Genomic DNA, 26,925 nt, shown 5'->3' on the forward strand with positions numbered 1-26,925 from the left:
CTTTATGTATTGATGCATAAAGGGATATTCTAGATTATAATTTTTTACTTCTACATAAGGAGGATTACCAACTATGTAATCAAAACCACCTTTGCTATTGAAGATTTCAGAAAACCCGTTTAAGCTATTGTAGTCAAAAGCATTTGTTCTAAAAAGCTGTTCTTGGTCTGAAGTTATTTGCGGGTATTTTATAGTTATATCTGTTGAAACGAGCGTATTTCCACATTTAATGTTGTTACCAATATTATTTAAAATTTGATTGCCAAAAATTCCAATTTCTTGATAGTTTTCATAAAACTCAGAACTATCTACAACTTTAAGAGACAAAGACATTCTAGCAACTTCAACAGCTTCTGGGTCAATGTCAACTCCAAAAATGCAATTTGTAATTAGGTGTCTTTTCCCAGCAATAGTTAATGTTGTTAAATCAGTATTTTGGAAAAAGAAATGACTAAATTCTTGAGATGGATTTTCTTTGTAGTAATTAATAAATACATCTTGTAAATAATCAAAAGTTTCAATCAAAAATATTCCACTTCCACAAGCAAAGTCTAAAATTTTTGTATCTGAAACACTTTCAAGACCTCTTTCAATTAAATCTTCTTTTATGATTGTTCTTTTAAGTAAATCTTGAACTAAATATTGAGGTGTACTAATTGCACCATTTGTTTTGATGTATTCTAGTTTTAGTTTTTCGGAAACCTCTCCATTTTCAATTACTAGTTTTTTAGACAAGAAAATTTCATAAATATCACTCAACAACTTTGTTGGAATAACCTCAAATCTATATGGAGATGGGTAATAGAGTAAATCTATTAATTCCATAATGACTTCGTTGTCAATTTCTAATTCTTGGATAGTATTAATTCTATCAAAAAGAGGTCCGTCATAATGGTCATAAAAATCATTGTAGGATGAGTTTTTGAACTCAGACCAAAACCCATTTTCTTTAAATGAAAGTAATAAGCCTTCTCGTTCAATTCTGCGTGCTTCACATATTCGAATAAAAATTATTCGATTTATTATTACCTGAGTTAAATACGATAGTAACTCTGTGTTATTGTTAATTAGTTCGTTATTGTTTTCTACAATATTTTTAGCAAGAGATAACCTAAAATTAGAAAGTTGCTCAGCAAAAACTAAATCAGGAGATAATTTTTGAACACTTCCTACATTTTTAAGTGTATCTGAATATAGCTTTTCTAGTGTACCATTTAAAATGTTAGACTTTAGAAGATGTTTTTCTAAAACATCAAAATTTTCAATGTAATCATCTATTTTTAAATAGGTTCTGCCAAGATTGGCTGATTGTAATTGACTTGGAATATAGGTGCAATCATAGATTGCAAATTCCTCAAAGTTTGTTAAAAATGAACAAGGTGCTAAAATTGACCAACCATATGATTTAATTTGAAAAGCAGAAGATTTACTCGTTTCGATATTAACAGAAACTGCTTTAGCATCAAGAAAAGTAAGTTTTTGATTACCTATTTTAAAAGTGTAATCTGGTCGAGTAGAAGTTGAATCAATTTTTTCTAATCTTTCTTTTTCTTCTCGTGATAATACTTTTTCTTGCAGTATTTGGGACGTGTCCATAACATTCCAATCAAAAATTGCAAGAAGTTCATTTATCCAGGTTCTAATCGTTTCCTCAGAACTTAAATCTAAACGTCCTTCTCTTTTGAAGACTTGGTATCTTTCTACCAATTCGGTTAATTGTTGTTTCCTTTGAGACATTTATAATTTAAGTTTTCCTTGTTGTACATTTTGCTCTCTGTAATATTTTACTTTTTCTTCTGCAACATTGAGAACTTCTGTAGAGCAATTAGTTTGATATATTTTTTTAGCAAATACTTCACTAAAGAATTCAGTTTTTAAGTTTTCAATATCAAGTCCAAAAACTGAGGCTAATAATTCCAATCTTTTTTCATCAAATTCTCTTTTCCCATTTTCTATTTTACTAAGATTTGCAGAATCTAAATCAAGCTTTGCTCCCAATTGAGTTAATGTAAAACCTTTTTCCGTTCTTAAATTTCTTATGTACTCTCCAAAATATTGTTTCATTTGACTTGAATGTTTAGACTTGTCGTTGATTGACAAATATAAGAAACATTTTGAGATTTAATGATACTAAATTTGATTTTCATTTCGGTCGGGTGGCGGTGGGGAAGGGAAAGCTCTTTTATTTTTTTTGCGTTGGCTTTAAGCGTTGGCAAAAAATAAATGTGCTTGACCGTGTGGTGGCTTTTTTTCAGCTTGCAGGTAACGAATTTTTATAAGATTTGTGCGACTGGAAAATCGGAGATTTTTCGGTTGTAGCAAATCGGTTTGTTAGAATTTTTGTCGTTAATTTTTAGTTTAAATGTAAGCATAAATTTTATGAGGTGTTGTAGGTAGTTTATATTTTGTCAATTAAATCTGGTAGATTATCAAATCCATCTGATAATGTTTCATAAATTTCTTTAACAAGTTTTTCATCTAAAGCTTTACTTACTGTTAGGTCAAATAATTTACCTTTTAATAACTGAAACCAATTCTTTTTTCCAAGATTAAAATGTTCTTTAAGTTCATCAATCTCATTGAAAATAATCTCTTGTCCATAATCTAATTTTATTAATCGTTCAATTATATCGTTTAGCTTAGTATGTAATTCAACTTGTTCTTGAATTTCAAATTTATCTGATTGTTTAGGCTCAAATTCATAAAATTTTGATATTTCCTCAATTTCCTGGTCAATTACAAACAACCCAGTTTCTTTTTCTTCAGACTCAGCACAATTCGGTGTTTTACATTTTAACTCGTGCTTAATTTTTTCATTCTCAACTTCTTTTCTCAAGACGTTTAGAAAGAATAATTTATCCTTTTCTCGTTTAAAATTATAAAGTTTTGATTCAAGTTTGTCTTTTAGGTTATCAATGTTACAGATTGAAGTTCCTCGAAAAAACTCATACACAAATTGTTTAGATTCTTTTTCTACAATATTCATCTTTTTCTTTTTTTGCAATTACCTACAACGTGTTTGTATATGGAAAGTTGCGTGTTTGAATTCAAGGTTTTTCCGAAGAAAATTGAACATTGCAAACACGCAACTACCTTTGTTTAAGCCAAAACCAGCAATTTTTTATATACGGTGTTGGCATTTCGTATTTTATAGTTCTAATTCTTTATTTAGCAATTCTTGGGTTTTATTTATTTCGTTATTTATAGTTTCCTTTATGCAATATATTTTTTCATATCGATTCACTATATTTTCTATTTCAACATTTAATTTTATTAAAGGTAATTCCATTTCTTCAAATATTTTTGTTAATGGAAAAACAGAAACATCAGAATTAGAAGATAGATTAATAAAAATTGGTTCAAGATATATTTTTAAGAATTTCAAATATTTAGTTTCGTCTTGTTCGCTTTTAATATTTAATTCTTTTTTAATAGCATCATTTAAATAAAAAATAAATGCATTAGTGTTTGTAGCATATGTGCCCTTTTTTAAATATCGAAGTCTTCCAGCCTTACCACGTGATGTAACGACTAAACCTTGATTATTAGATAAATAATGAACCTTATCTGTATTTAAAGCTATCTCACCATAAATTTCTTTTGATAGAGAACCGCTTAATACTGAAATAACTTCATCATCCTTATGTCTAACATTGTTATAAATACCTTCTTCACTTAGGGCATCATTTCTACTCACATAGGATAATATTTCATTTATTTTTAATGTTTTATTATATTTTGACAAATCCAATGAAATATTTTTATTCAATAATATTTCTACTTCTCTATCAATATCAATAAGTTTACTTTTGAGAGAATTAATGCTATTATATCTAGTTGAATAAATAGTTTGCGTTTTTTTATTGTCAATATCAATTTCACAATACTTTAAAAAAGCAGTTTTATTCCAAGTTCCATTGTCTGAGTTTGAAGCATATTCATACAAATTGTGTTGATGTTTATAAATAAACCATTTTAAAAATACTTCTTCATCGTTTTCATTAGTTATACCATTTGCTATTTTGAAATCATCTTTTAAAAATAAGATATAAGCATCATCGTTAATTGTATATAACCCTTTTTTAAGAAAGGATAAAAGACCAGCTTTACCTTTTCTAACGACAAGTATTCCTAAGGTATTTTCAAATATTGAAATTTTTTCGCCTTTTAAATTATTACATTTTGGAATATAGCCTAGTTTAGTTTTGTCAGAAGTTGAGCTTGATAAGACTTCATATTTAGTATCTGTAGATAATGTATATGAATATATAAGACTCTCAGTAATACCAGAATTTCCACTCAACACATTAAAAATTGTTTTTACATTAACCATTTAAAAAATTGTTGTTAAAGAGTTTTTAATGTCATCTATTTCTTTATCTAAATCTTTTAATGTTATAAATAATGGTTCTTTTTTTCTCAAATGATATTCAGGTAAAAGGTTGAAATAATTTTTTTTATTTATGTTTTTTATTGCAATAAAACCACCTTTTCTTATAGTGTTAGTAATTCCTTTTTCATCAATCCATTCTGTTCCATTAGTTTTTGAGTCATCAAATTTCAGCCATCTTTCTTCTAGAATACCTAATTGTTCATCACCATTTTCATCAATCCAAGATGCAATTTCATCGTGAAGCCATTTATGATTTTCATCTTTAAGTTTTGTTGGAAAACGTTTATCCGAATTTGCATATCCATCATTATCGATTATATACATCCAAATTTTTTCACGCTGAATTATAGTGTTGTTTTCATTCTTTTTTGAAAGGAAAATTGCATAAGTTTTTTCTTTAGTATAAGGTGCAAAAGCAAACTTAGGAAGTGAAATAATTGCTTGAATATTACATTTTTCAAGTATTTCAACTCTATATTTTCCGAAACTTGGATTTTCGAAAAATCCATCTGGAATTATTATGCAGGCTTTACCATTTACTTTTAAGAGTTTAAGTATTTTACTAATAAAAGCAATTTCATATCTTTTTGTAGATATAGCTGATGTTTCAGCTTCAATGTTACCATTTCCATATGGTGGATTTGTAACTATATAATCGAATGATTCTTGTTTAAGTTTGTTCCGTAAAGTATCTTTTTTACTAATATGTGTATGCCCATCACCAACCAAAAACATATTTAATCTTGAACGAGAAACATTTTCTTCTTTAACATCATAACCGTAGAAACAGTTTTCTTTTAAAAACTCAATCGAATCTTCATTTAATGTATTTGTCTCGTAATAATTGTTTTTTAGTATTTTAAAAGCTTCTGTCAAGAAACCTCCAGTTCCACAGGCTGGGTCCAAAATTGTAAATTCTTCATTATTAAAAGATTTCTCATTAATTAAAAGTAATTTAGTAAATGCGTGAGTATAATGTCTACGTGTAAAGAATTCTCCAAAATCTGATTTTTCTTTATTTGAGGCAAACATTTCATAAACTGCACCAAATAAATCAAAACCGCTATTGTGTAGTCTTCCCATACTTTCAACGACTTCAAAAATTTCTATAGTATCATCAACATTAAATATCAATTTATTATTGCTGTCTTTTGAACTAATTTTCAAATTAACAACATCCATTAATTCTTTGAATTCTTTGAATTCGGTTTCACTTTCAAGACGAGAAATGTAACCTGTCAAATTGTTTAAAAACCTGTCTTTCTTTTTATCATTAATATCTTGAATAAGGTCAGTCCAATAATCCTTAGTTTTATCTTTGGTGTTATCTTGTTCTTCTTTTTCTTCAAAGACCTTTAAAGCAACGAAGCCAATAGTAAAATCAATTTTTTCAGATATATTTTTAAAGTCTAAACCACGATAAATATTTGCTAGTTCCCATAGTTTTTTGTTAAATATGGCTTCTGAAATTGCAGATTGCGTATCTGCATTAGTAGAAATGTTATCTAATCTTTTATTTTTTAAAAGCCTTTTATTAATTAACCTTAAAACATCCGTATTTTGAAAATCACGAATAGGATTATTGTTTAATTGGAGTTCTTTTCCTGTAGTAGAATTATAAAATCTGGATTGCTTTAAATTAGTAACAATAAAAAAAGGAACATTTAACTTATCTGGCTTAGATTTTTCCTTGGCTTGTTTATATGCGTCCTTCCAATCTCTGTCATCAAAATTACAATCATCTTTGGCTTCTGCATATGCTAAAAGATGTTTAATATACTCATCATCATTTTGTTCTTCAGGATTGTAAGCTATTTCAGAGATTAATAAGTCTGGTCTTTTATTTCCTGTATATTCAGAAAAAGTCGTGTCGTTGACTATATTTTTGAATGGTATTCTTAATTGTTCAACTAAAATTTCATTAATAAATCTTGATACTGTTAAAGCTTCTTTTTTAGTTTTTTTCTTTTTTGCCATTAATTTATCAGTTTGTACTGTCGTTTGTCAATATGAATGCCAACGGTTTAGGCTAAGGAAAGTTGCGGTCGGTAGACCGTAATTTTCCGATGTTTGTTATTTCGTTTTATTGTTTGTCGGATTTCTCTAATCATTAAATTTAGCAATTTTTTTTAGCCATTGTTGGCTACAGTATTATCTTTTATTATTTCAATCAATCTTTCTTTATCAGAATCAAGAACATTACTTAAATCTAAATCAACCGTTTTGTTTGATTGAAAAATTCGTAAATAATCATTTATAAGTTCATAGGAATAAACCTCGTTAAACGTAACTCTTTTTTCTTGTAAATAGCTGTTAATTCTTACTGTCATTCCGACCTTATTCCATTGAACGTAATTTTTCCTAATTATTTTATTTATAAAATAAAATGCAAAAAATAAATAACCAATTTGTTTTATTCTTTTAATCCAAACCGTTTCAATTTCATTGATTGGGTTATAAAAGAATCCAACTAGAATACAAATAATTCCAATCAGGAAAATACTTTTAAGAATCCAAGTTTTTCTGAAATTAGTAATATCATCAAAGTAAATCTTTTTCATTTTTTTAGAAATTTTTGAATAATTTTCCAAGAATATAGAATAGCAATCATAAAATTTACTCCAGTAATCAAATATTCTTGTTTTGAGTAATAATTCATTCCGATTAATAATCCGAACAATATCCAAAAAAAGTTTAGTAAGTTTTCTCCATTAAACAATTTTTTCATTCTAGTTCAATTTTTTTATTGTTGCCAACGGTTTTTGGTATGGAAAGTTGTGTTTTTGAAAACGTAATTTTCCGATGTTTAAATTTAAGTTATTTATGTTTTAGAAACATTCTATTTTATTGAATTAAGCAATTTTTTATACCAGTTGTTATGCCCAGTTTTTATATCATTAAATCTAGAACTAATTTTTTAGCAGAAAAGGAATAAGGTTTATTTTCTGCAATTTCTAAATCAATTTCCTTTTTTAAAGCATTTTTTAAAATTCCGTTTGGTGTGTTATTGTATGTATCAACAAGACCTCTAATCGTTTTCATCCTTTCTCCCCTTATTTCTAGTAACTCTGCTCTATTTAAGTCAATTTCTAATTCACTTAATTTTGCTCTATTGTCTCCAGATTTTGCCCAAATAAAAGCACCATATGAAACGAAATGAGTGATGGGATTATCAATGTACGGGTTTATAAAAGTGTTATTTATATCGTAAGTGTCACTTTTGTTCATATTACATTTTGGGCAGGATAACCCCAGGTTATCATATTCATATGCTAGCTGTGGAAATTTTGTTTTTGCTTTAGGTTTTATATGCTCAATATGTTCATAAGTTATATGTCCGACCTTGCTTTCACAATACATACATTTACTATGACTTTCAAGTCTCAAACTATCTTTAACTTCTGTTGTATTATATGCATTTGATAGAACAGAAGGAACTTTTTCTCCTCTAGAAATATGACCTAATAGTAGAGTAGTCCAGTTAGATTTATTTGTTGAAAGAACTTGTGGCTCTGGTTTTTTTATTAGTTTAATCATATTAATTTTTCAATACATTTTTTATTGCTAAAGGCATCAATTCTTCTAAACCTAAAGTTTTTAATTCTTGTCTCATTTCATCAAATATAGTCTCATTCATTTTTTTATTGGCATATTGGTCTACAATCTCATTTAAAGAATTTTCAACCCATATTGGCATTGTAAATGAAACCCCAAGTACCTCATTTAAAATTTCAGTTGCATTTTTTGCTTTATTTTCCAAATCAAGTATTTCACTTTCTATTTTTCTTTCTTGATTATACCTTAAAGCATAAACATTAGAATCTTTGACAGAACCTATAATTAATGGACTATGAGTGGAAACAACAAATTGTACATTAGGAAATGCAGAAATTAAATCTGGCAGGATGGCTCTTTGCATAGTTGCGTGTAAGTGATTTTCTATTTCATCGATTAATATTGTGAAATTTCTTTTTTCTTGCGTACTAAACATAAAAATCTGCCAACTTAAATCAACTAGGGAGCTTATACCTCCTGAACAGCCATCTAGCATATATTCACCACTTTCTGTTACCATAACTATTTCAGATTTTCGAGCAGAAAAGTTTTGAAAACCTAAACTTTTTGGAAGTATTTTTTTTAGCACCTCTTGAAAATCTTGATAATATCCCATATATTCTGGATCGGGTTCCATTTCAGGATTTCCATATCCAAAAATATTCCAAGTTAAAAGAGTCTCTTTAATATAAAAATTACTTGGTTTATCTCCACCTCCAAAATTTCTATTTTTAGAACTATTTGACACAAGTTGAAATGCTTGTTGTTTATTTCGTTTAGCTAATGATAATTGTTGAACTGCTTGATAATGAAAAGTTGGTCTATGTGAAGGAATATTAAAACCTAATACTGGTTTTTGAGGAGAAATACCAATATTATATTGAGCTGAATCATTAACTGGAATCTGAAGCATAGCTTTAACATTATCATCATATGTTAATGTTCCAATAGTATTATTGGGTGATTCAATTGGACTTTTAAAGAATCTTGTAAAAAACTTTATAAAACCTGATTTTTTGTCTTTGGCAGGCGTAGAAAGTTCAATTGAATTCCAACCAAAATGTTTTGCTAATAAATTAAGTATTGTTGTTTTTCCAGCACCATTCGCGCCTGTTAGAATAGTTAATTGATTATGGAAATCAATATCCAATTTTTCAAATTGTTTCCATTCATTAATTGTTAAGTTTTTAAATTTCATAGTTTAATTTTTGTTCTAATTGGGCATAACGTGTTATATCATTTCATTTATTAACATTTATCACTTTTAATATCGGGATAAACGCATGTTTTTGTTTTCTTTATCCGTTAATAAATTGCCACTATTATGGTTACTAAATAAACTTCTCTCTTCTATAAATTAGGTTTGTGATTTTTGCAATTTTATTCCCATAAGCATTTTACTTACCAAATATAAGATTAATTAAATTATAAATAAATATGTATATGTAATTTATTAAAATTCTAAATAATAACTTTCCAAATGTTTACTATTATGAATAAGTTTAAATGGTTTGTCTGCAGTTCAATTCTGCATCACGCTACAAATTAACAATGTGGAAACAAGCGATTTACCACTTCTAAATCGCTTGTTTCATGTTTAATTTAAAATTAATTTATGGAACTCTAATTCTCGCAACTTTATATCCAGCCTAATATACTATCTCTAGTTTTATTATTTTACGAAAATCATAAAGCTCTAAAAAAAGGAAGTAAATAGGTAAGCAATAAAAAAAGCCAAAACAATTAATTGTTTTGGCTTTTTTTATACGAAATTATGCTTTTTAATTATTCCCTAAAATTAATGGTAAACCATCTTTAGAACTACCTACAATAACAACTTTACTGTTAGGTGATTTTGAAAGCTCTAATGTAGCCTCAATACCTTTATCTTGTAAAATTTTATCAGTTAAAGACGCACTTAAAATACGGTTAGCATCAGCTTTACCCTTTGCTTCAATAATTTGTTTTTCAGCCTCTTTAGCTGCTGTAACCAATCTAAACTCATATTCTAAAGATTCTTGCTCTTGTTTTAATTTACGTTCAATCGCATCTTTAATTGTAGCTGGCAATGTTACATCTCTAACTAAAAGTTCATTTAATTGAATGTATTGCTTATCTAGAATCTTTTTTGTTTCATCATAAATTTCACTTTGAATTACATCTCTTTTACTTGCGTATAATTGTTCAGGTGTATATCTACCAACAACACTACGAGCTGCAGAACGCAACGCAGGCTTAATTACACGATCTAAATAATTCTCACCAATATCTTGATGCAGACTACCTAATTCATTAGATTTTGGCAAATACCAAGCTGATGTTTCTAAAATAATATCTAAACCGTTTGAAGAAAGCACTTTCATTTTTTCAAATAATTCTTGCTGACGTACTTCATAAACGATTACTGTATTCCAAGGTGCTACCACATGAAATCCTTCACCTAATGGTGGTTGATCTACTACTACACCTCCATCAAAACGTTTCCACAAGACACCCGCTTCACCGGCATCTATAGTTACTGTTGATTTTGATAAAAATATAATTGCTATAATACCTATTAATATCATAGGCATTAAACTTTTCGGTAATTGTAATTGTCCGTTATTACTCATTTTTTTATTTTTAAATTTTCTCAAAAATACGAAACAGAATTCATTAAATAAGCATAATTATCATTTTAACTAATATTTAGCTATTAATTATTCTATTGGAAGAAAGGCACCTTTAATGAGTATTTCCTTTTCACTTAAGTTTGAATCTAATACTTCAATCCAATCTTCATTTTTAGCGCCAATTGTAATTTTTATTTTTTCAAATTGATAAGAATTTTCATTTCTGTCTTTTAAAACTAAAATATAAAAAGTTCCATCTTCTTCAAGTACAGAACTTACTGGCAAAGCTATTTTTTGAATTGAATTTGTTATAATTTTAGCTTCTACAAACATTCCCACTAAAAAAGGTTCATTTTCATTTTCTAAATGACCGTGAACTTTTACTGTTCTATTTTCATTAATAGATTTACCAACTAAATGAACTGTTGCATTGTGTTTATTTAAAGAGGATTCTGGAATACTAAATAAAATAGGTTGCTCTTCTTTAACATTTAAAATATCTTTTTCAAATACAACCAATTCTAAATGTTTATGTTCATCATTTATTATTTCTAATAAAACTTCTGAAGAATTCTTAAACTCACCAACATTTGTAAAAACAGCTGTAATACTACCGCTTATTGGTGCATAAATAGCAATTGTTGACGTAATTTTACCAGCTCTCACATTTACAGGATTAATATTCATTAATTTCAACTTTTGGGCTAATCCATTGGATAAAGCCAACGCACTTTTATAGTCGCTTTTAGCTTTTAAATAGTTTTTTTGAGAAGTAATTTTTTCATTGAAAAGTGTTTTCTGACGCTCATTTTCCGATTTTAAATAAATTAATTGCTCCGTTATTTCAGCATAATTTTGTTGAATTTCAATAAAGTCAGGGTTTTCAATAGTTAGTAATAATTGTCCTTTATTTACTTTATCTCCTATTAACAAAGGTGCGTTTTTAATAAAACCTCCCATAATTGCGCTAACTTTTGCTCTGTAAGCTGGAGGAACATCAATATAACCGTTTGTTTTTATACCTTCAGTAAAAGTTTGTGTAGAAACTTGTCCCAATTCCATTTTAGAACTTTCAAATTGAGCAGTTGTAATTTCAATACTACTTTCAATAGTTTCTGAAGTTTCAGTTTCTTTTTCAGTAGATTTTGAAGAGTCACAAGATGTTACGCCCATTACTAAAAATAGAAATATACTTTTTATTATATATGTTTTCATTTGTATCAATTTATAAGTTTAAATAATTTAATTCTAAAGCAATTTGGTTGTAGTTGTTTAAGTTATTAAGATGATTGATTTTCAACTGACTAGAGGTTTCAATACTTTGTATATATTGAAAAAAATCAATTCCACCATTTTTATAACTTAACGTGGCTGTTTTTAAAATTTCTGTTGCTAAATTCTCACCGCTTTCAGTGTAATAATTTAGCTGTGCCACATTCTTTTTGAGTTCTTCTAGCAAACTCTTGTATTTCGACTTCAATTTCAAATTTGAATCAATTATCAATTCTTTAGAAATATCTTCTTGTATTTTGGCTGCACTAATTTTAGCAGATTTTCCAAAAAAGAAAATAGGAATTGAAATACCTACCTGAAAACTATTTACAGAAGCATTAGCAGCTAAATCTTTACTGTTATAATAATTGAATTGTAAGTCTGGCAATAACTGTTGTTTTTCAACTTCTTTTTTTGCTTTGAACAACTTACTATTCTCAGTGTAATATCTATTAATCAAATGATTCTCCAATTCTAAATTTTTAATTTCAATTTTCGATAAATTAGTTCCTGAAATTTTAAATCTCTCATCTGTTTGTAACAATAAATTTAAGGCTTCATACGCTATATTTATATCATTTTGAAGCTGCTCCAACTGTATTGAGAATTGCTTGTGTTTAGATTGTGAAGTTATCATTTCTAAATAGTTAGACTCTCCCAATTCAAATTTACGTTTAGCAGATTTAGAAAAGTTTTTATATAAACTATCTATAACAACTAAATGTTCCTTTTTCTGATTTAAATAAACAATAGTATGATATGCTTTTGAAACATTTTTAATCAAGTTATCTTTTGCTAATTGGTAATTTATCTCAACTAAATTCGTGTTAATTTTATTTACCTTCTTTTTAGCAAAATACACTGTTGGAAATTCAATGGTTTGATCTATTCCGTATGTTTCAAGAGGTTTGCCGTCAATTCCTAAATTAGTTTTATCATAGTTATAATAGACCTTGGTTTTATCAATTTCAAAAGCACTTTTTATCAATTTATCGCTTCTATCTACTTCTAATTGTTTCATAGTTAACTGCGCATTGTTATCAATTGCAATTGAAATTGCTTCCTCAATAGAAATTGCTTTTTCTTGAGAAAACCCAATTACTGGAGCTAAAAGAAATAATAAAATAATTGTCGAATTCAATTTCTTTTTTCTTTTTATTTTAAATTCCTTCGTATCAAAAATTGCATATAATACGGGCAAAACAACTAACGTTAAAATAGTTGCTGTTATTAAACCTCCAATTACAACAGTAGCTAGCGGCCGTTGAACTTCTGCTCCAGCATTGGTTGAAACTGCCATTGGCAAAAAACCTAAAGCTGCTGCTGCTGCAGTTAAAATAACCGGACGTAAACGCTCTTTTGTTCCTAATATTATTCTTTCATATACATTGACCATACCTTGCTCTTTTAATTCTTTTAAATGTTCAATAAGTACAATACCGTTTAGTACTGCAATACCAAACAACGCTATAAATCCTACACCTGCTGAAATACTAAAAGGTAAATCTCGCATCCATAAGAAAAGAACACCACCAACGGCAGATAATGGAATTGCTGAAAACACCATTAATGCTTCTTTTATAGATTTAAATGCAAAATGCAGCAATATAAATATAAGTAATAAAGCAATTGGAACTGCTACTTTTAAACGTGCTTTTGCACTGTTTAAATTTTCAAATTGTCCTCCATAAGAAACTGTGTACCCAACTGGTAATTTAACTTGATTTTCTATAATTTTCTGAACATCTTTTACCACAGATTCCATATCTCTATTTCTAACATTTACACCAATAACTATACGTCTTTTGGTATCATCTCTAGATATTTTTGCAGGTCCTTTTGTGTATTCAATAGTTGCTAATTCATGTAATGGAATTTTGTTTCCTGAAGGAGCATCAACATATAGATTTTTAAGATTTTCTATGTTTTTTCTGTATGCTGGTTGCATACGTATCACCAAATCAAATCTACGTTCTCCTTCAAAAACATTTCCTAACGTTTGACCAGCAAAAGCCATAGAAACTACTTGATTTAAATCCTGAATATTTAATCCATAACGTGCTACTTTTTTTCTATTATAAGTAACCGTCATTTGTGGTAAACCATCTATTTTCTCAACTATAATGTCTGCTGCACCTTCAACATTTGCAATTTTAGTTTTAATTTCATCAGCTTTTTCAGCTAAAATTGTTAAATCTTCACCAAATATTTTTATAGCAACATCTGCTCTAACACCTGTAATTAACTCATTAAAACGCATTTCAATAGGTTGTGTAAATTCAAAATCTACTCCAGGAATAATGGATAGTTTTTCTTTAAACTTATCGGCTAATTCATCTTTTGAATCTGCAGAAACCCAATCTCCTTTCGGTTTCAATTTAATAATAACATCACTTTCTTCCATAGACATTGGATCTGTTGGTACTTCAGCAGCACCAATACGTGAAACAACTTGATCTACTTCAGGAAAATTATCTAATAAAATTTGTTCAATTTGTGTTGTAATTTCAACAGTTCTTGATAATGACGTTCCGGTTTTTAAAACAGGCTGAATTACAAAATCACCTTCATCTAATGTTGGTATAAACTCACCTCCCATTCTTGAAAAAAGAACACCTGTTGCTATTAATAACGCTACTGAAGAGATAATAACAGTGTTTTTATGGTTTAATGCCCATTTAATAGTTGGTTCATACAAACTTAAAAAGAAGTTCATTAAACGTTGTGAAATATTGTTTTTAGAAACTTTTTCAGGCTTTAAAAAGATGGATGCAATTACTGGAACATATGTAAAACATAAAAACATGGCGCCAATTAAAGCAAAACTAAATGCCATGGCCATTGGTTTAAACATTTTTCCTTCAACACCACTTAATGACAGAATTGGAATAAATACAATTAAAATTATAAGCTGACCAAAAATAGCCGAAGTCATCATTTTAGAACTACTCTTATACGTAATTTTATCAATGTTATCTTGCCTATCACTTTTTGACAGCTTCATTAATTCATCTCTATTACTTGTAATTTTAAAGGCAATAAATTCAACAATAATTACAGCTCCATCTATAATAATACCAAAATCTATGGCGCCCAAACTCATTAAATTAGCATCAACACCAAAAATATACATCATAGATAATGTAAACAGCAATGACAATGGTATTACCGAAGCAACAACCAATCCGGATCGGAAACTTCCTAATAATAGTATTACTACAAAAATTACGATAAGAACTCCTAAAATTAAATTTTCAGCAACTGTAAAAGTTGTTTTTCCTATTAATTCACTTCGTTCTAAAAATCCGTTAATAAAAACACCCTCAGGCAAAGTCTTCTGAATTTCAGCAACACGTTCTTTAACTGCTTCAATAACTTTGTTAGAATCGCCATCTTTAAGCATCATTACTTGCCCTAAAACCTTCTCTCCTTCTCCATTTCCAGTAATAGCTCCAAATCTATTTGCAAAACCAAAATTAACTTCTGCTATATCTTTGATTAAAATTGGAATACCGTCCACATTTTTTATAACAATATTTTCAATGTCTTCAATAGATTTTATCATTCCTTCACCACGCACAAAGAAACTCTCATTACTTTTTTCAATATAACCACCACCAGCAACACTATTATTCATTTCTAAAGCATCAATAATTTGAGAGGCTTTAATATTCATTGATTTTAATTTCTCTGGATTTATTGCAACTTCATATTGCTTTAAAAAACCTCCCCAAGTATTTACTTCAACTACACCTGGAATCCCAGATAGTTGACGTTTTACAACCCAATCTTGCAGGGTTCGTAGTTCCATTGGAGAATATTTATCTTTAAATCCAGGCTTTGTATCTAAAATATATTGATATATTTCACCTAAACCCGTAGTTATTGGTCCCATTTCTGGAGTTCCAAAACCTTCTGGAATTTTATCTGCTGCTGTTTTAATTTTTTCAGCTATTAATTGTCTTGGTAAATAGGTTCCAATCGCATCGTCAAAAACAATAGTAACCACCGATAATCCAAATTTTGAAATTGAACGAATTTCTTGAACTCCTGGCAAATTTGCCATCTCTAACTCAACAGGATATGTAATAAACTGCTCTACATCTTGTGTAGATAAATTTCTTGAAGTTGTAATTACCTGAACTTGGTTATTGGTAATGTCTGGAACTGCTCCAATTGGTATTTGTGTTAATGAAAATAAACCAAATGCAAAAATTGCAGCGGTAATTAATAAAATAATTAATTTATTTTCAATACTAACCTTAATAATTTTTTGTAACATAATTTAATTAGTTAATAATGTATATTATTGAATAACAAGTTATTGCTATTCAAATTTAACGATAAAAAATAGTGTACTATGTTACTTTTGTGGTGGTTGTAAAAAGCTGTTTACAAATAAATTTGAAGTAGATTCATTATAAGCAAACTTACTTTCTTTAAATGCTATTTCTTTAAAAGGAATAAAAATAGACTCAGAGAAAAGTGCATAAACATCTTGATAATGAATTTCAAAATGTGAATGCTTAAAAGGTAATTCTTTATGTTCATTATGTTCATTCTTATGCGTATTTATTTCGCTGCCATAATGCATTGAAATAAAATCAGAAAAGCTATCACCTGTTTCAAAATGGCAAACTACATGATTTACAAGTGTAGGAATTTTACCAAAATCGGAAAAATCAAGGTTAAAACTTTGAAATAAAATTGTAAAAGATAATATGATTACAAGAATCTTATTCATTAATAAAAAATGGGTTTAAACATACCATTACAAATATTACGTATTCTTAAAAATTAAAATAACTTCTACAATCATATTTTTCAATTTGAGTATAGGTTTTTCTTATGAAGTATATTTATGAATGCTTTTTAAATTTTTCCAAAATATTTACGAACAAACCATTCTATACTCAAAGAAAGTAAAATTAATCCTAAAATCCATTTCCAATGAATCAAAGGTGTTTTTTGAATAGTCTCCTTCTGAACACTTTTAAAACGCTGATCTTCAAATAAATTGGTTAACAACTGCGCTTGTTGATTCTCATAATAAATTTCACCTTGTGTATGCGAACTCAGCAATTTCAAAGCTGCATCATTGGTATTGTTAAATTGTTGTTCTACTTCAAAAGGTAAAATTTTAAAACTGCCAGATAAAGTTAAATCTTGGTTTTCAACTGAAACCGCATAATTATATTCTCCTGAAACTAGATTTGATAATTCAGCTATAAATCTTGTTTCTAAAGCTGCAAAAGGTATTTTTTTTATGAAATTTTCGTCTTTATTAGATATTGTTAACCAAAGTTTGGCTCTAGAATCAAAATTAAAGTTTTTGTCTAAATAATTTGCCGAAACTTTAACGGTTTCATTGGCATAAAAAATGGGTTCTAAAGAAACGGTTAAACGCTTATTCTTTTGATTTGAAGTTAAATATTGAATTAAATCAGCTATAAAACCGTCAAAATATTCAAATGTTTGTACAGTTTTAAAACTTTCCATTCGCCAACGCCAAGAATTTTCACCAAACAACACCGCAACTCTTTGGTTGCTATTTTCAAATGTTGCTAATAATGGTTTTTTTGTTTCAATTACACCTATTTGTTGAAATAATAATGCATTAGAAGGTACAGAAAAAGTAACATCTCCAAAATAATCTTCTAAAGGTGCATAATTTGAAAAACCTATATCATCACTTAAAAAACTAGCATAATTTGAATTAAAAATAGGCTGATAACTTTCTAATTGTGTAATTATATTTTTCGAAAAATTAGTTTGAATAGTATTTAAAAAATCCCAATCTGTACTTAACCCAGAAATTACAAAGTAATTCAACTTCAGTTTTTCAATACTTTTAAAAATATTTTCGAATTCTTCAGATGGCTGATATAAAATAACTAGTTGATAATCAGATATATTTTCTTTGAAATTTTGAATAGTTGAAATAGTAACTGTACGTTGTTTATTACTTTCAATAGTTTTTTTTAACATTCCTAAATCTGGATGAAGTATTGAACTTAACACTACTATTTTAGATTTCTCTTCAATAACATGAATACTAAAATTTTTAGTATTATTTATAACATTTTGCTCATTTTCAAGCGATTCAATTTTTGCTGTATAATACTGAATTCCTTTTTCTGTCGCAGTTAAAAAGAATGTTGCTGTTTTTACATTTGAAGATTTTGAAAATTGAAATTGCTCACTGTAAATAATCTTTCCCTTATAAAAAATATTTAGTTTTTTTGAAACAGCTTTATTTCCTGTATAATTTATAAATAATTCAACAGGAAACTTATTATGTATAGTTGTTGATTTATTACTGTTTAGTTGTTTTATATAAATATCTTCAGAAGTTGCAGTATCACCAACAATAAGTGAAAAAACTGGACTTTTATAATTAGAATATTCAATACTATTACCAACAGTTTGATTACCATCAGAAATTATTATAACTGGTGAAGAATTTTCTTTATATAGTTTTGAAAACTCTTGAAATGGCAGTGCTATATTTGATTGATTTTTATTAAAATTTAAAGAATCTAATACATTTAAATTAGTTCCAAAACTATAATATTTAAGAGCGTATTTATTCGCTAATTTTTCATCATTTTGTATTAAACTCACTAATTTACGAACATTTTTATCTTGTGAATTATATTTTATTGAAGATGAATTATCAACTGCAACCAAAAGATTTGGTTTTATTACTTCTATGTTTTTTTTATCAATTGAAGGATTTATAATCATTAATAAAACTAAAAAATACGTTATAAATCGTACTAAACATAACACAAAATGAAGTGTCGTTTTTTTAGTATTATACACATATTGAAAAAGCGCTAAAAATAGCGCTATTACAAATGATAATAATATGTAAAACAGTGTGTTAGTTAACAATTTTATTTTGTTTTAATAAGCTCAAATGAGTTCAAAAATTGTTTAATATCTCTATTATTATCATTTTCATTTAAACATATAACTTGCTGCATATACATAGTATTATACACTAAGTAAATATTCAAATAAACAAACGAACCACTCATTTCAATTTTTGAACTTCTTCCTGGATAACCATTAAATTCTATTTCATTATTATATAACAGTTTCCCTTTTACACTATTTAATGATCCATAAACTGCATTATCTAAAACACTTGATTCTCCTTCTGCAGTCATATTTTTAAATGATTCTTCTGGGTAAATATTGTGACTAACTAAAAATAGTAAATTTTTGCTAGATGTATCAGAAGATTTATCTAAAATAAACATATCAATTTTTATTTCACCAACATCAGTTGGTACATTTTGAACTGTTGTATAAGGCTTTCCAGGAAAATCAGACTTAAACTCAAATTCCAAACTTTTAAAAGTTTCCCATTCTTGACTGTTAGAAATTGTTATACTTGCTAAAAAAAGTATAGATAATAATATTTTTTTCATGAGTTAAATTTTATGTTAACATTCCACCATCTACGCTAAGCGTTTGACCGGTAATATATGAGCTCATATCTGAAGCTAAAAACACACAAGCATTTGCAATATCTTCAGGAGTTCCACCACGTTTTAAAGGAATTGCATTTCGCCACTCTTTTACTTTATCTTCAGGTAAACTTTCAGTCATTTCAGTTTCTATAAAACCTGGAGCAATCACGTTACTTCTTATATTTCTTGAACCTAATTCTAATGCTACAGATTTAGAAAAACCAATAATACCTGCCTTTGAAGCCGCATAATTTGCTTGCCCTGCATTTCCCTTTAAACCAACAACAGAACTCATATTTATAATAGAACCTGCACGTTGTTTCATCATTGGTCTAATAACCGCTTTTGTTAAGTTAAAAACTGATTTCAAATTCACCTCAATTACAGTATCAAAATCTGTTTCAGAAATACGCATTAATAAATTATCTTTTGTAATTCCTGCATTATTTATTAAAACATCAATAGTTCCAAATTCTTTTAAAACATTAGCGGCCAATTCTTGAGCTGCATCAAAGTTTGCAGCATTTGATTGATATCCTTTAGCTTTTATTCCGAAGGATTCCAATTCTTTTTCTAAAGATTGAGCTGCTTCAACAGATGAATTGTATGTAAAAGCAACATTTGCTCCTTGTTTAGCGAAAGTTACTGCAATTCCCTTTCCTATTCCTCTAGTTGCACCAGTTATTAACGCTGTTTTATTTTCTAAAAGTTTCATATTATATTATTTACTTACTATTTTATTTTTTTGATAAATCAAATATACACATTTGAATAAAAAAAGCCTCCATAAAGGAAGCTTTTCTATATTGTTTAGTTAAATTTTAACCTAAAATTTCAGCCACTTTTTCTCCAATTTTAGCAGGAGATTCAACAACATAAATTCCATTCTCTTTTAAAATTGCCATTTTTGCTTGTGCAGTATCATCAGCTCCACCAACAATTGCGCCAGCGTGTCCCATTGTTCTTCCTTTTGGTGCAGTTTGTCCAGCTATAAAACCAACTACAGGTTTTTTATTACCTATAGATTTTACCCAACGAGCAGCTTCAGCTTCTAATTGCCCACCTATTTCACCTATCATTACAATTAAATCAGTTTCATCATCATTCATTAATAATTCAACAGCTTCCTTTGTTGTTGTACCAATAATTGGATCTCCACCAATACCAATCGCTGTAGTAATACCATAACCTCTTTTCACAACTTGATCAGCTGCTTCATAGGTTAAAGTCCCTGATTTAGAAACAATTCCTACATTTCCTTTTTTGAAAATAAAACCTGGCATAATACCAACTTTTGCTTCTCCAGCAGTAATAACTCCTGGGCAGTTTGGACCAACTAATCTACATTCTTTATTTTCTATATAAGCTTTCACTTTTACCATATCTGCAACTGGAATTCCTTCAGTAATACAAATAATTACTTTTATTCCTGCTGCTGCAGCTTCCATAATTGCATCAGCTGCAAATGCTGGTGGAACAAAAATTATTGAAGTGTCTGCTCCAACTTTATCAACAGCATCTTGTACAGTGTTAAAAACTGGTTTATCTAAGTGTGTTTGACCTCCTTTACCTGGTGTAACACCTCCTACAACATTAGTACCGTAGTCAATCATTTGAGTTGCATGAAAAGTACCTTCTCCTCCTGTGAAACCTTGTACAATTATTTTTGAATTTTTATTAACTAAAACGCTCATTGAAGTATGTTTTTATAATGATTATATTTTATGATTACAAAAGTAATTTTTTTATAAGTTTAGAATGAAATAAATGTTACTTTTTTTGATTTTTTAAGAATTGTTTTATTTCTGCCATTTGCTTTAATTTTTTTCTAGCCTCATCAATTGGAGTTCCAAAATAAGTTTTATCTCCAACTATGGATTTTGTTACGCCTGTTTGACCTAAAACTATTGCTCCTTTTCCTATTGTTATTCCACTATTCGTTCCAACTTGTCCCCATAAAGTCACTTCATCTTCAATTACAACACAACCAGCAATACCTGTTTGAGAAGCTATTAAACATTTTTCTCCAATTATAGTATCATGACCAACTTGTACTTGATTGTCTATTTTGGTTCCTTTTTTTATAGTTGTATCTCCCGAAACACCTCTATCAATAGTGCAAAGCGCTCCAATATCTACATTATCTTCAATAATAACATTACCACCTGATACTAGTTTATCAAAACCTTCTGCCCTATTTTTATAATAAAAAGCATCAGCTCCCAATATACTTCCTGCATGAATGGTTACATTATTACCAATTTTACAATTATCGTAAATAGTTACATTTGGGTGAATTAAACAATTTTCACCTATAGTAACATTATTTCCAATAAAAACATTTGGTTGAATTAAAGTGCTTTCAGCAATTTTAGCTGATTTTGAAATTAAACCCGTTGCCATTTCAAAAGGTTTAAAGTGCTTCGTTAATTTGTTAAAATCCCTAAAAGGGTCTTTAGAAATTAATAATGCTTTTCCTTGCGGACATTTAACTTTTTTATTTATTAATATTACAGAAGCCTTAGATTCTAATGCTTTATCGTAATATTTAGGATGATCAACAAAAACAATATCTCCTTCTTCAACCACATGAATTTCATTACAACCATAAACAGGATAACTTGTAGGACCAACAGGTGTAGCATCAATTAATTTAGCTATTTCATCTAAACTATAAACTCTAGGAAATTTCATGAGTTTTACTATTTAACTCGTTCTAAATATGAACTTTTTGAAGTATCAATTTTAACCTTATCACCTTCATTAATAAATAAGGGTACATTTATTACTGCACCCGTTTCAACAGTTGCTGGTTTTGTTGCGTTTGTAGCTGTATTTCCTTTCACACCAGGTTCTGTATGAGAAATTTCTAAAATAACACTTGCAGGCATATCAACTGAAAGTGGCATATCATCTTCAGTATTAAAGATTACAGTTACTACTTCACCTTCTTTTAAAAGCTCAGGTGTATCAAGAGTTTCTTTCTCTAATGTTATTTGGTTATAGTCATCTGTGTTCATAAAGTGAAATGTATCACCTTCAGGGTATAAAAATTGATATTTACGAGTTTCAACTCTTATATCCTCAATTTTTCTTCCAGCAGGGAATGTATTATCTAATACTTTTCCTGACGATAAACTTTTTAACTTGGTTCTAACAAAAGCAGGACCTTTACCTGGCTTTACATGTAAAAACTCTATTACTTTAAAAATATCATTATTATGTTTAATACATAATCCATTTCTAATATCTGATGTTGTTGCCATTTAGTCGTTTATTCGTTAAATTATTACTTATTGTTTTAGTTTAGATGGTTGCTTTTAAAATTCTAACTTTCAATTAGTTAAATGTTTTTTTTAATTAACTACCTGTATATCCTTTCATAATTCCTCTTTGAGAATTTTTAATGAACAGAATAACTTGATCTCTTTCTTTTGTTGCTTCCATATCGGCTTCAATTTTTTCTAAAGCCTGAGTAGTATTGTAATTCTTCTGATATAAAATTCTAAAAATATTTTGAATTTCTCTAATTTTCTCAGTTTCAAAACCTCTTCTTCTTAACCCAATTGAATTAATGCCTATAAATGATAATGGTTCTTTTCCTGCTTTTGCAAATGGTGGAACATCTTTTCTAACTAATGAACCTCCTGAAACTAAAGCGTGATCGCCAATATGAATAAATTGATGCACTGCTACCAAACCACTTAAAATTGCAAAATTTCCAATAGTTACATGACCTGCAATAATTGACCCATTTGCCAAAATACAGTTATTCCCTATAATACAATCATGTGCTACGTGTGAAGTAGCCATAATTAAACAATTATCACCAATTTGAGTTTTACCCAAAGCTTTTGTACCTCTATTTACAGTTACACATTCTCTAATTGTAGTATTATCACCAATAATAGCTAGAGAATCTTCACCATCAAACTTTAAATCTTGAGGAATTGCTGAAATTACCGCACCTGGAAAAATTCTACAATTTTTTCCAATTCTTGCGCCTTCCATTATAGTTACATTAGAACCAATCCAAGTTCCTGAACCTATTATTACATCGTTATGGATTGTTGTAAAAGGTTCTACTACTACATTGGTTGCTATTTTAGCTCCTGGATGTATATATGCTAAAGGTTGATTCATTCTACTGTTGTTTTTTTTGCTATTTGAGCCATTAATTCTGCTTCTACTACTAATTTTCCATTTGCATATCCACAAGCTTGCATATGGCAAATACCTCTTCTAATTGGCGTAATTAATTCTGCTCTAAAAATTAGAGTATCACCTGGTAATACTTTTTGTTTGAATTTTACTTTATCCATTTTCATAAAATAGGTTAAGTAATTTTCAGGATCTGGAACTGAACTTAATACTAAAACTCCTCCACATTGTGCCATAGCTTCAACTTGTAACACACCTGGCATTACTGGAGCACCTGGAAAATGGCCATTAAAAAAAGGCTCATTCATTGTCACATTTTTCATTCCAACCACATGATTTTCAGATAATTCTAAAATTCTATCAATTAATAAAAATGGTGGTCTATGTGGAAGAATATTCATGATTTGATGAATATCCATTAAAGGCGTTTTGTTTAAATCGTACACAGGTACATTATTCCTTTTTTCTTGCTTAATTATTTTTTGTAATTTTTTAGCAAAAACTGTGTTTACTAAATGTCCTGGTTTATTTGCAATTACTTTTCCTCTAATTCTAGTACCAACTAAAGCTAAATCACCAATTACATCTAATAATTTATGACGTGCAGCTTCATTAGCCCAACGCAACGTTAAATTATCAAGAATACCATTCGCTTTTACAGTTAATGATTCTTTATTAAATGCTTTCTTAAGTTTATCCATAGTCTCTGTAGAAATTTCTTTATCTACATAAACTATCGCATTATTTAAATCGCCTCCTTGAATTAAATTATTATCAAGTAACATTTCTAATTCGTGCAAAAAACTAAATGTTCTTGCATCAGCAATTTCAGCTTTAAAATCTGAAAGTGAGTCTAATGTAGCATTTTGTGTACCTAATACTTTAGTCCCAAAATCTACCATTGAAGTTATTTGATATTCATCAGATGGCATTAAAATAATTTCACTTCCTGTTTTTTCATCTTTATATGAAATAATATCTTTAACAATATATTCTTCACGTTCAGCATCTTGTTCAACAATTCCTGCTTTTTCTAATGCTTCAATAAAATGCTTAGATGAACCATCCATAATTGGAGGTTCAGCTGCATTAATTTCAATACAAATGTTATCAATTCCTAATGCTACTACAGCTGCTAAAACATGTTCTGATGTATTCACAAAAACGCCTCTTTTTTCTAAGTTTGTTCCTCTTTGGGTGTTAACAACATATTCTGCACTTGCCTCAATTACAGGCTCTCCTTCTAAATCAATTCTTACAAAAGCATAACCATAATTTACAGGCGCAGGCTTAAAAGTCATAGTCACTTTGTTTCCTGTGTGTAAACCAACACCCGATAGTGTTACTTCATTTTTAATTGTTTTTTGTGTATTACTCATTATTTGTCTTTTAAAGCTTTTATTTCTTTTTGTAATGAATTTATAGTAGCCACTAATTCTGGCAATTTTTTAAAATATACGTAAGATTTATTATAATCTGAGTAACCAATTGCTGGTGTACCTTGAATTATATCGTTATCTTTTATATTTCTTGAAATACCCGATTGTGCTTGTATACGAACATTACTACCAATAGTAATATGTCCAACGATACCAACTTGTCCTCCAATCATACAATTTTCACCAATTTTTGTTGAACCTGCAATACCTGTTTGTGCCGCTATTACGGTATTTTTACCTATTTCAACATTGTGAGCTACTTGAATTTGATTATCAAGTTTCACTCCTTTTCTAATTATTGTAGAACCTAATGTAGCTCTATCAATTGTTGTTGCTGCTCCTACATCTACATTATCGTCAATAATAACATTGCCTATTTGAGGTATTTTGCTGAAATCTCCTTCTTTATTTGGTGCAAATCCAAACCCATCTGCTCCAATTATAGCTCCTGAATGAATGGCACAATTCTCACCAATTTCAGTTTCAGAATAAATTTTTGCTCCAGAAAATATAGTAGTATTAGCTTTAATCTTCACATTATCGCCAATATAAACATTCGGATAAATTTTCACATTATCACCTATTATCACATTATTTCCTATATAAGCGAATGCTCCTAAGTAGATGTTTTTTCCAAGTTTTGCAGTTTCACTAATGTGTGATGGTGTCTCAATTCCTGATTTGTTAGATTTAACTTCATCGTAAAATGCCAATAATTTAGAAAATGCTTTATAAGCATCATCTACTTTTATTAAGGTTGTTTCTATTTTACTTTCAGGAATAAAATTTTTATTTACAATGGCAATAGAAGCCTTTGTAGAGTATATATATGGTGTATATTTTGGATTTGAAAGGAACGTTAACGATCCATTTTCACCTTCTTCAATTTTTGAAAGTTTGTAAACTTCTGCATTTTCATTACCATCAATCTCCCCTTCTAAAATTTCCGCTATTTGGTTTGCTGTAAATTTCATGAATTGCAAAAATAAATAAAAAATTGAACACTACCTATTTCTTTGGATAGCATATATAATACTTGTAAACTGTATTTGACAATGCTTGTAAATTTAAATGGTCTGAAGCCTCTGTTACATCTTTAATTATACCATTTTTATATAAAATTCGAATGTTATTTTTAGTGGCATCATAAGCCTGATTTTGTATTTTACCGTGATATACAAAATAATCTAATTCTGAATTACTTAGTTCAAATGTGCTTTTAACTTCTTGCTTTATTTCATTTATTTGAAGTTCCGTAAATGGTTCTTTTTGAAGAATTACTTTTGGCAACATTCTGTTAACTAAATTTTCAGATAATTTTGAAAGAACTTTATCGTCATGTGAAATCCATTCTTTTATAGCTGAAAACACATCATAATCATCTAATTTAGCAAATGTTTTAAGCGTTTCTAATGTGAAATTATCTTCACTTATTTGATGATTTAAAAAATATGTAAAGGCTTTACTTGCAGGTAATTCTACACCTAACAAAGATAACTCTTTAGCTCGTTTTAAAATTTTACCTAATAACTTTTCAGCAACTAAACCTGTTTTATGTAAATAAACTTGCCAATACATTAATCGCCTTGCAACAATAAATTTTTCGACAGAATAAATACCTTTTTCTTCAATAACTAAATTATCTTCTTTTACATTTAACATGGCTATTAAACGTTCAGAACTAATATTTCCTTCAGCAACACCTGTATAAAAACTATCTCTATTTAAATAATCCAATCTATCCATATCTAACTGACTTGAAATCAATTGATATAAAAACTTACGATGATATTTTTCTGTAAAAATGGTAATTGCTAATGTAAGTTGTCCGCTAAACTCATCATTTAAAGCTTCCATAAATTTTAATGAAATTGCTTCGTGATGAATTCCGGTGACAATACTTTGCTCTAATGCATGTGAAAATGCTCCGTGACCAATATCATGCAATAAAATAGCAATACAAAGTGCATTCGCTTCTTCATCTGAAATTTCAACTCCTTTTAGTTTTAGGT

At 28.6% G+C, this 26,925-nt stretch carries 22 protein-coding genes; all 22 read right to left on the bottom strand.

Features of this window, described 5'->3' with window-relative positions:
• Positions 1 to 1,737 (bottom strand): DNA methyltransferase (locus GQ540_RS05955; protein ID WP_291798765.1); only part of this gene is annotated, 1,737 nt, incomplete at its 3' end.
• On the bottom strand, positions 1,738 to 2,064 hold the full coding sequence (locus GQ540_RS05960) for a helix-turn-helix transcriptional regulator (RefSeq protein WP_291798768.1): 327 nt from the start codon (positions 2,062 to 2,064) through the stop codon (positions 1,738 to 1,740).
• Between the two features lie 334 nt (positions 2,065 to 2,398).
• Positions 2,399 to 2,986 carry a hypothetical protein gene (locus GQ540_RS05965; RefSeq protein ID WP_291798770.1) on the bottom strand — a complete coding sequence of 196 codons (588 nt, stop codon included), beginning with the start codon at positions 2,984 to 2,986 and terminating at the stop codon, positions 2,399 to 2,401.
• Between the two features lie 162 nt (positions 2,987 to 3,148).
• Positions 3,149 to 4,333, bottom strand: coding sequence for a hypothetical protein (locus tag GQ540_RS05970; RefSeq protein ID WP_291798772.1), 1,185 nt, complete (start codon positions 4,331 to 4,333; stop codon positions 3,149 to 3,151).
• Positions 4,334 to 6,370 (bottom strand): N-6 DNA methylase, encoded by a 2,037-nt coding sequence (locus tag GQ540_RS05975; RefSeq protein ID WP_291798775.1) that lies wholly within the window; start codon positions 6,368 to 6,370, stop codon positions 4,334 to 4,336.
• Positions 6,371 to 6,522: 152 nt separating this feature from the next.
• Positions 6,523 to 6,954 carry a hypothetical protein gene (locus GQ540_RS05980; RefSeq protein ID WP_291798777.1) on the bottom strand — a complete coding sequence of 144 codons (432 nt, stop codon included), beginning with the start codon at positions 6,952 to 6,954 and terminating at the stop codon, positions 6,523 to 6,525.
• Between the two features lie 328 nt (positions 6,955 to 7,282).
• Entirely contained in the window at positions 7,283 to 7,930 is a 648-nt protein-coding gene (locus tag GQ540_RS05985) for an HNH endonuclease (protein WP_291798780.1), read from the bottom strand.
• Position 7,931: 1 nt separating this feature from the next.
• On the bottom strand, positions 7,932 to 9,146 hold the full coding sequence (locus GQ540_RS05990) for an AAA family ATPase (RefSeq protein ID WP_291798783.1): 1,215 nt from the start codon (positions 9,144 to 9,146) through the stop codon (positions 7,932 to 7,934).
• A 583-nt stretch (positions 9,147 to 9,729) separates the two neighbouring features.
• Positions 9,730 to 10,560 (bottom strand): prohibitin family protein, encoded by an 831-nt coding sequence (locus tag GQ540_RS05995; protein WP_291798786.1) that lies wholly within the window; start codon positions 10,558 to 10,560, stop codon positions 9,730 to 9,732.
• 87 nt (positions 10,561 to 10,647) lie between these two features.
• Positions 10,648 to 11,775 (bottom strand): efflux RND transporter periplasmic adaptor subunit, encoded by a 1,128-nt coding sequence (locus GQ540_RS06000; RefSeq protein WP_291798789.1) that lies wholly within the window; start codon positions 11,773 to 11,775, stop codon positions 10,648 to 10,650.
• 10 nt (positions 11,776 to 11,785) lie between these two features.
• Entirely contained in the window at positions 11,786 to 16,114 is a 4,329-nt protein-coding gene (locus tag GQ540_RS06005; protein ID WP_291798792.1) for a CusA/CzcA family heavy metal efflux RND transporter, read from the bottom strand.
• Between the two features lie 81 nt (positions 16,115 to 16,195).
• Positions 16,196 to 16,576, bottom strand: a complete 381-nt coding sequence (locus GQ540_RS06010) for a hypothetical protein (protein WP_291798795.1) — start codon at positions 16,574 to 16,576, stop codon at positions 16,196 to 16,198.
• A gap of 128 nt (positions 16,577 to 16,704) precedes the next feature.
• Entirely contained in the window at positions 16,705 to 18,729 is a 2,025-nt protein-coding gene (locus GQ540_RS06015) for a VWA domain-containing protein (protein WP_291798798.1), read from the bottom strand.
• Positions 18,730 to 18,731: 2 nt separating this feature from the next.
• Positions 18,732 to 19,271 (bottom strand): hypothetical protein, encoded by a 540-nt coding sequence (locus GQ540_RS06020; protein WP_291798801.1) that lies wholly within the window; start codon positions 19,269 to 19,271, stop codon positions 18,732 to 18,734.
• Between the two features lie 10 nt (positions 19,272 to 19,281).
• Positions 19,282 to 20,028, bottom strand: a complete 747-nt coding sequence (fabG, locus tag GQ540_RS06025; RefSeq protein ID WP_291798803.1) for a 3-oxoacyl-[acyl-carrier-protein] reductase — start codon at positions 20,026 to 20,028, stop codon at positions 19,282 to 19,284.
• 106 nt (positions 20,029 to 20,134) lie between these two features.
• Complete coding sequence (gene sucD, locus GQ540_RS06030) at positions 20,135 to 21,007, bottom strand: succinate--CoA ligase subunit alpha (RefSeq protein ID WP_291798806.1); 873 nt, start codon at positions 21,005 to 21,007, stop codon at positions 20,135 to 20,137.
• Positions 21,008 to 21,083: 76 nt separating this feature from the next.
• Positions 21,084 to 22,007, bottom strand: coding sequence for a UDP-3-O-(3-hydroxymyristoyl)glucosamine N-acyltransferase (locus tag GQ540_RS06035; RefSeq protein WP_291798809.1), 924 nt, complete (start codon positions 22,005 to 22,007; stop codon positions 21,084 to 21,086).
• Between the two features lie 8 nt (positions 22,008 to 22,015).
• On the bottom strand, positions 22,016 to 22,579 hold the full coding sequence (gene efp / locus GQ540_RS06040) for an elongation factor P (RefSeq protein WP_291798812.1): 564 nt from the start codon (positions 22,577 to 22,579) through the stop codon (positions 22,016 to 22,018).
• A 94-nt stretch (positions 22,580 to 22,673) separates the two neighbouring features.
• Positions 22,674 to 23,456, bottom strand: a complete 783-nt coding sequence (gene lpxA, locus GQ540_RS06045; RefSeq protein ID WP_291798813.1) for an acyl-ACP--UDP-N-acetylglucosamine O-acyltransferase — start codon at positions 23,454 to 23,456, stop codon at positions 22,674 to 22,676.
• Positions 23,453 to 24,853, bottom strand: a complete 1,401-nt coding sequence (locus tag GQ540_RS06050; RefSeq protein ID WP_291798816.1) for a bifunctional UDP-3-O-[3-hydroxymyristoyl] N-acetylglucosamine deacetylase/3-hydroxyacyl-ACP dehydratase — start codon at positions 24,851 to 24,853, stop codon at positions 23,453 to 23,455. The genes lpxA and GQ540_RS06050 overlap by 4 nt, the downstream gene beginning before the upstream one ends.
• Entirely contained in the window at positions 24,853 to 25,887 is a 1,035-nt protein-coding gene (gene lpxD / locus GQ540_RS06055) for a UDP-3-O-(3-hydroxymyristoyl)glucosamine N-acyltransferase (protein WP_291798818.1), read from the bottom strand. The genes GQ540_RS06050 and lpxD overlap by 1 nt, the downstream gene beginning before the upstream one ends.
• A 34-nt stretch (positions 25,888 to 25,921) precedes the next feature.
• Positions 25,922 to 26,925, bottom strand: a 1,004-nt coding sequence (locus GQ540_RS06060; RefSeq protein ID WP_291798820.1) for an HD domain-containing protein, incomplete at its 5' end; no start/stop codon positions are given.

Source organism: Lutibacter sp., assembly GCF_013139515.1.
Classification (GTDB): domain Bacteria; phylum Bacteroidota; class Bacteroidia; order Flavobacteriales; family Flavobacteriaceae; genus Lutibacter.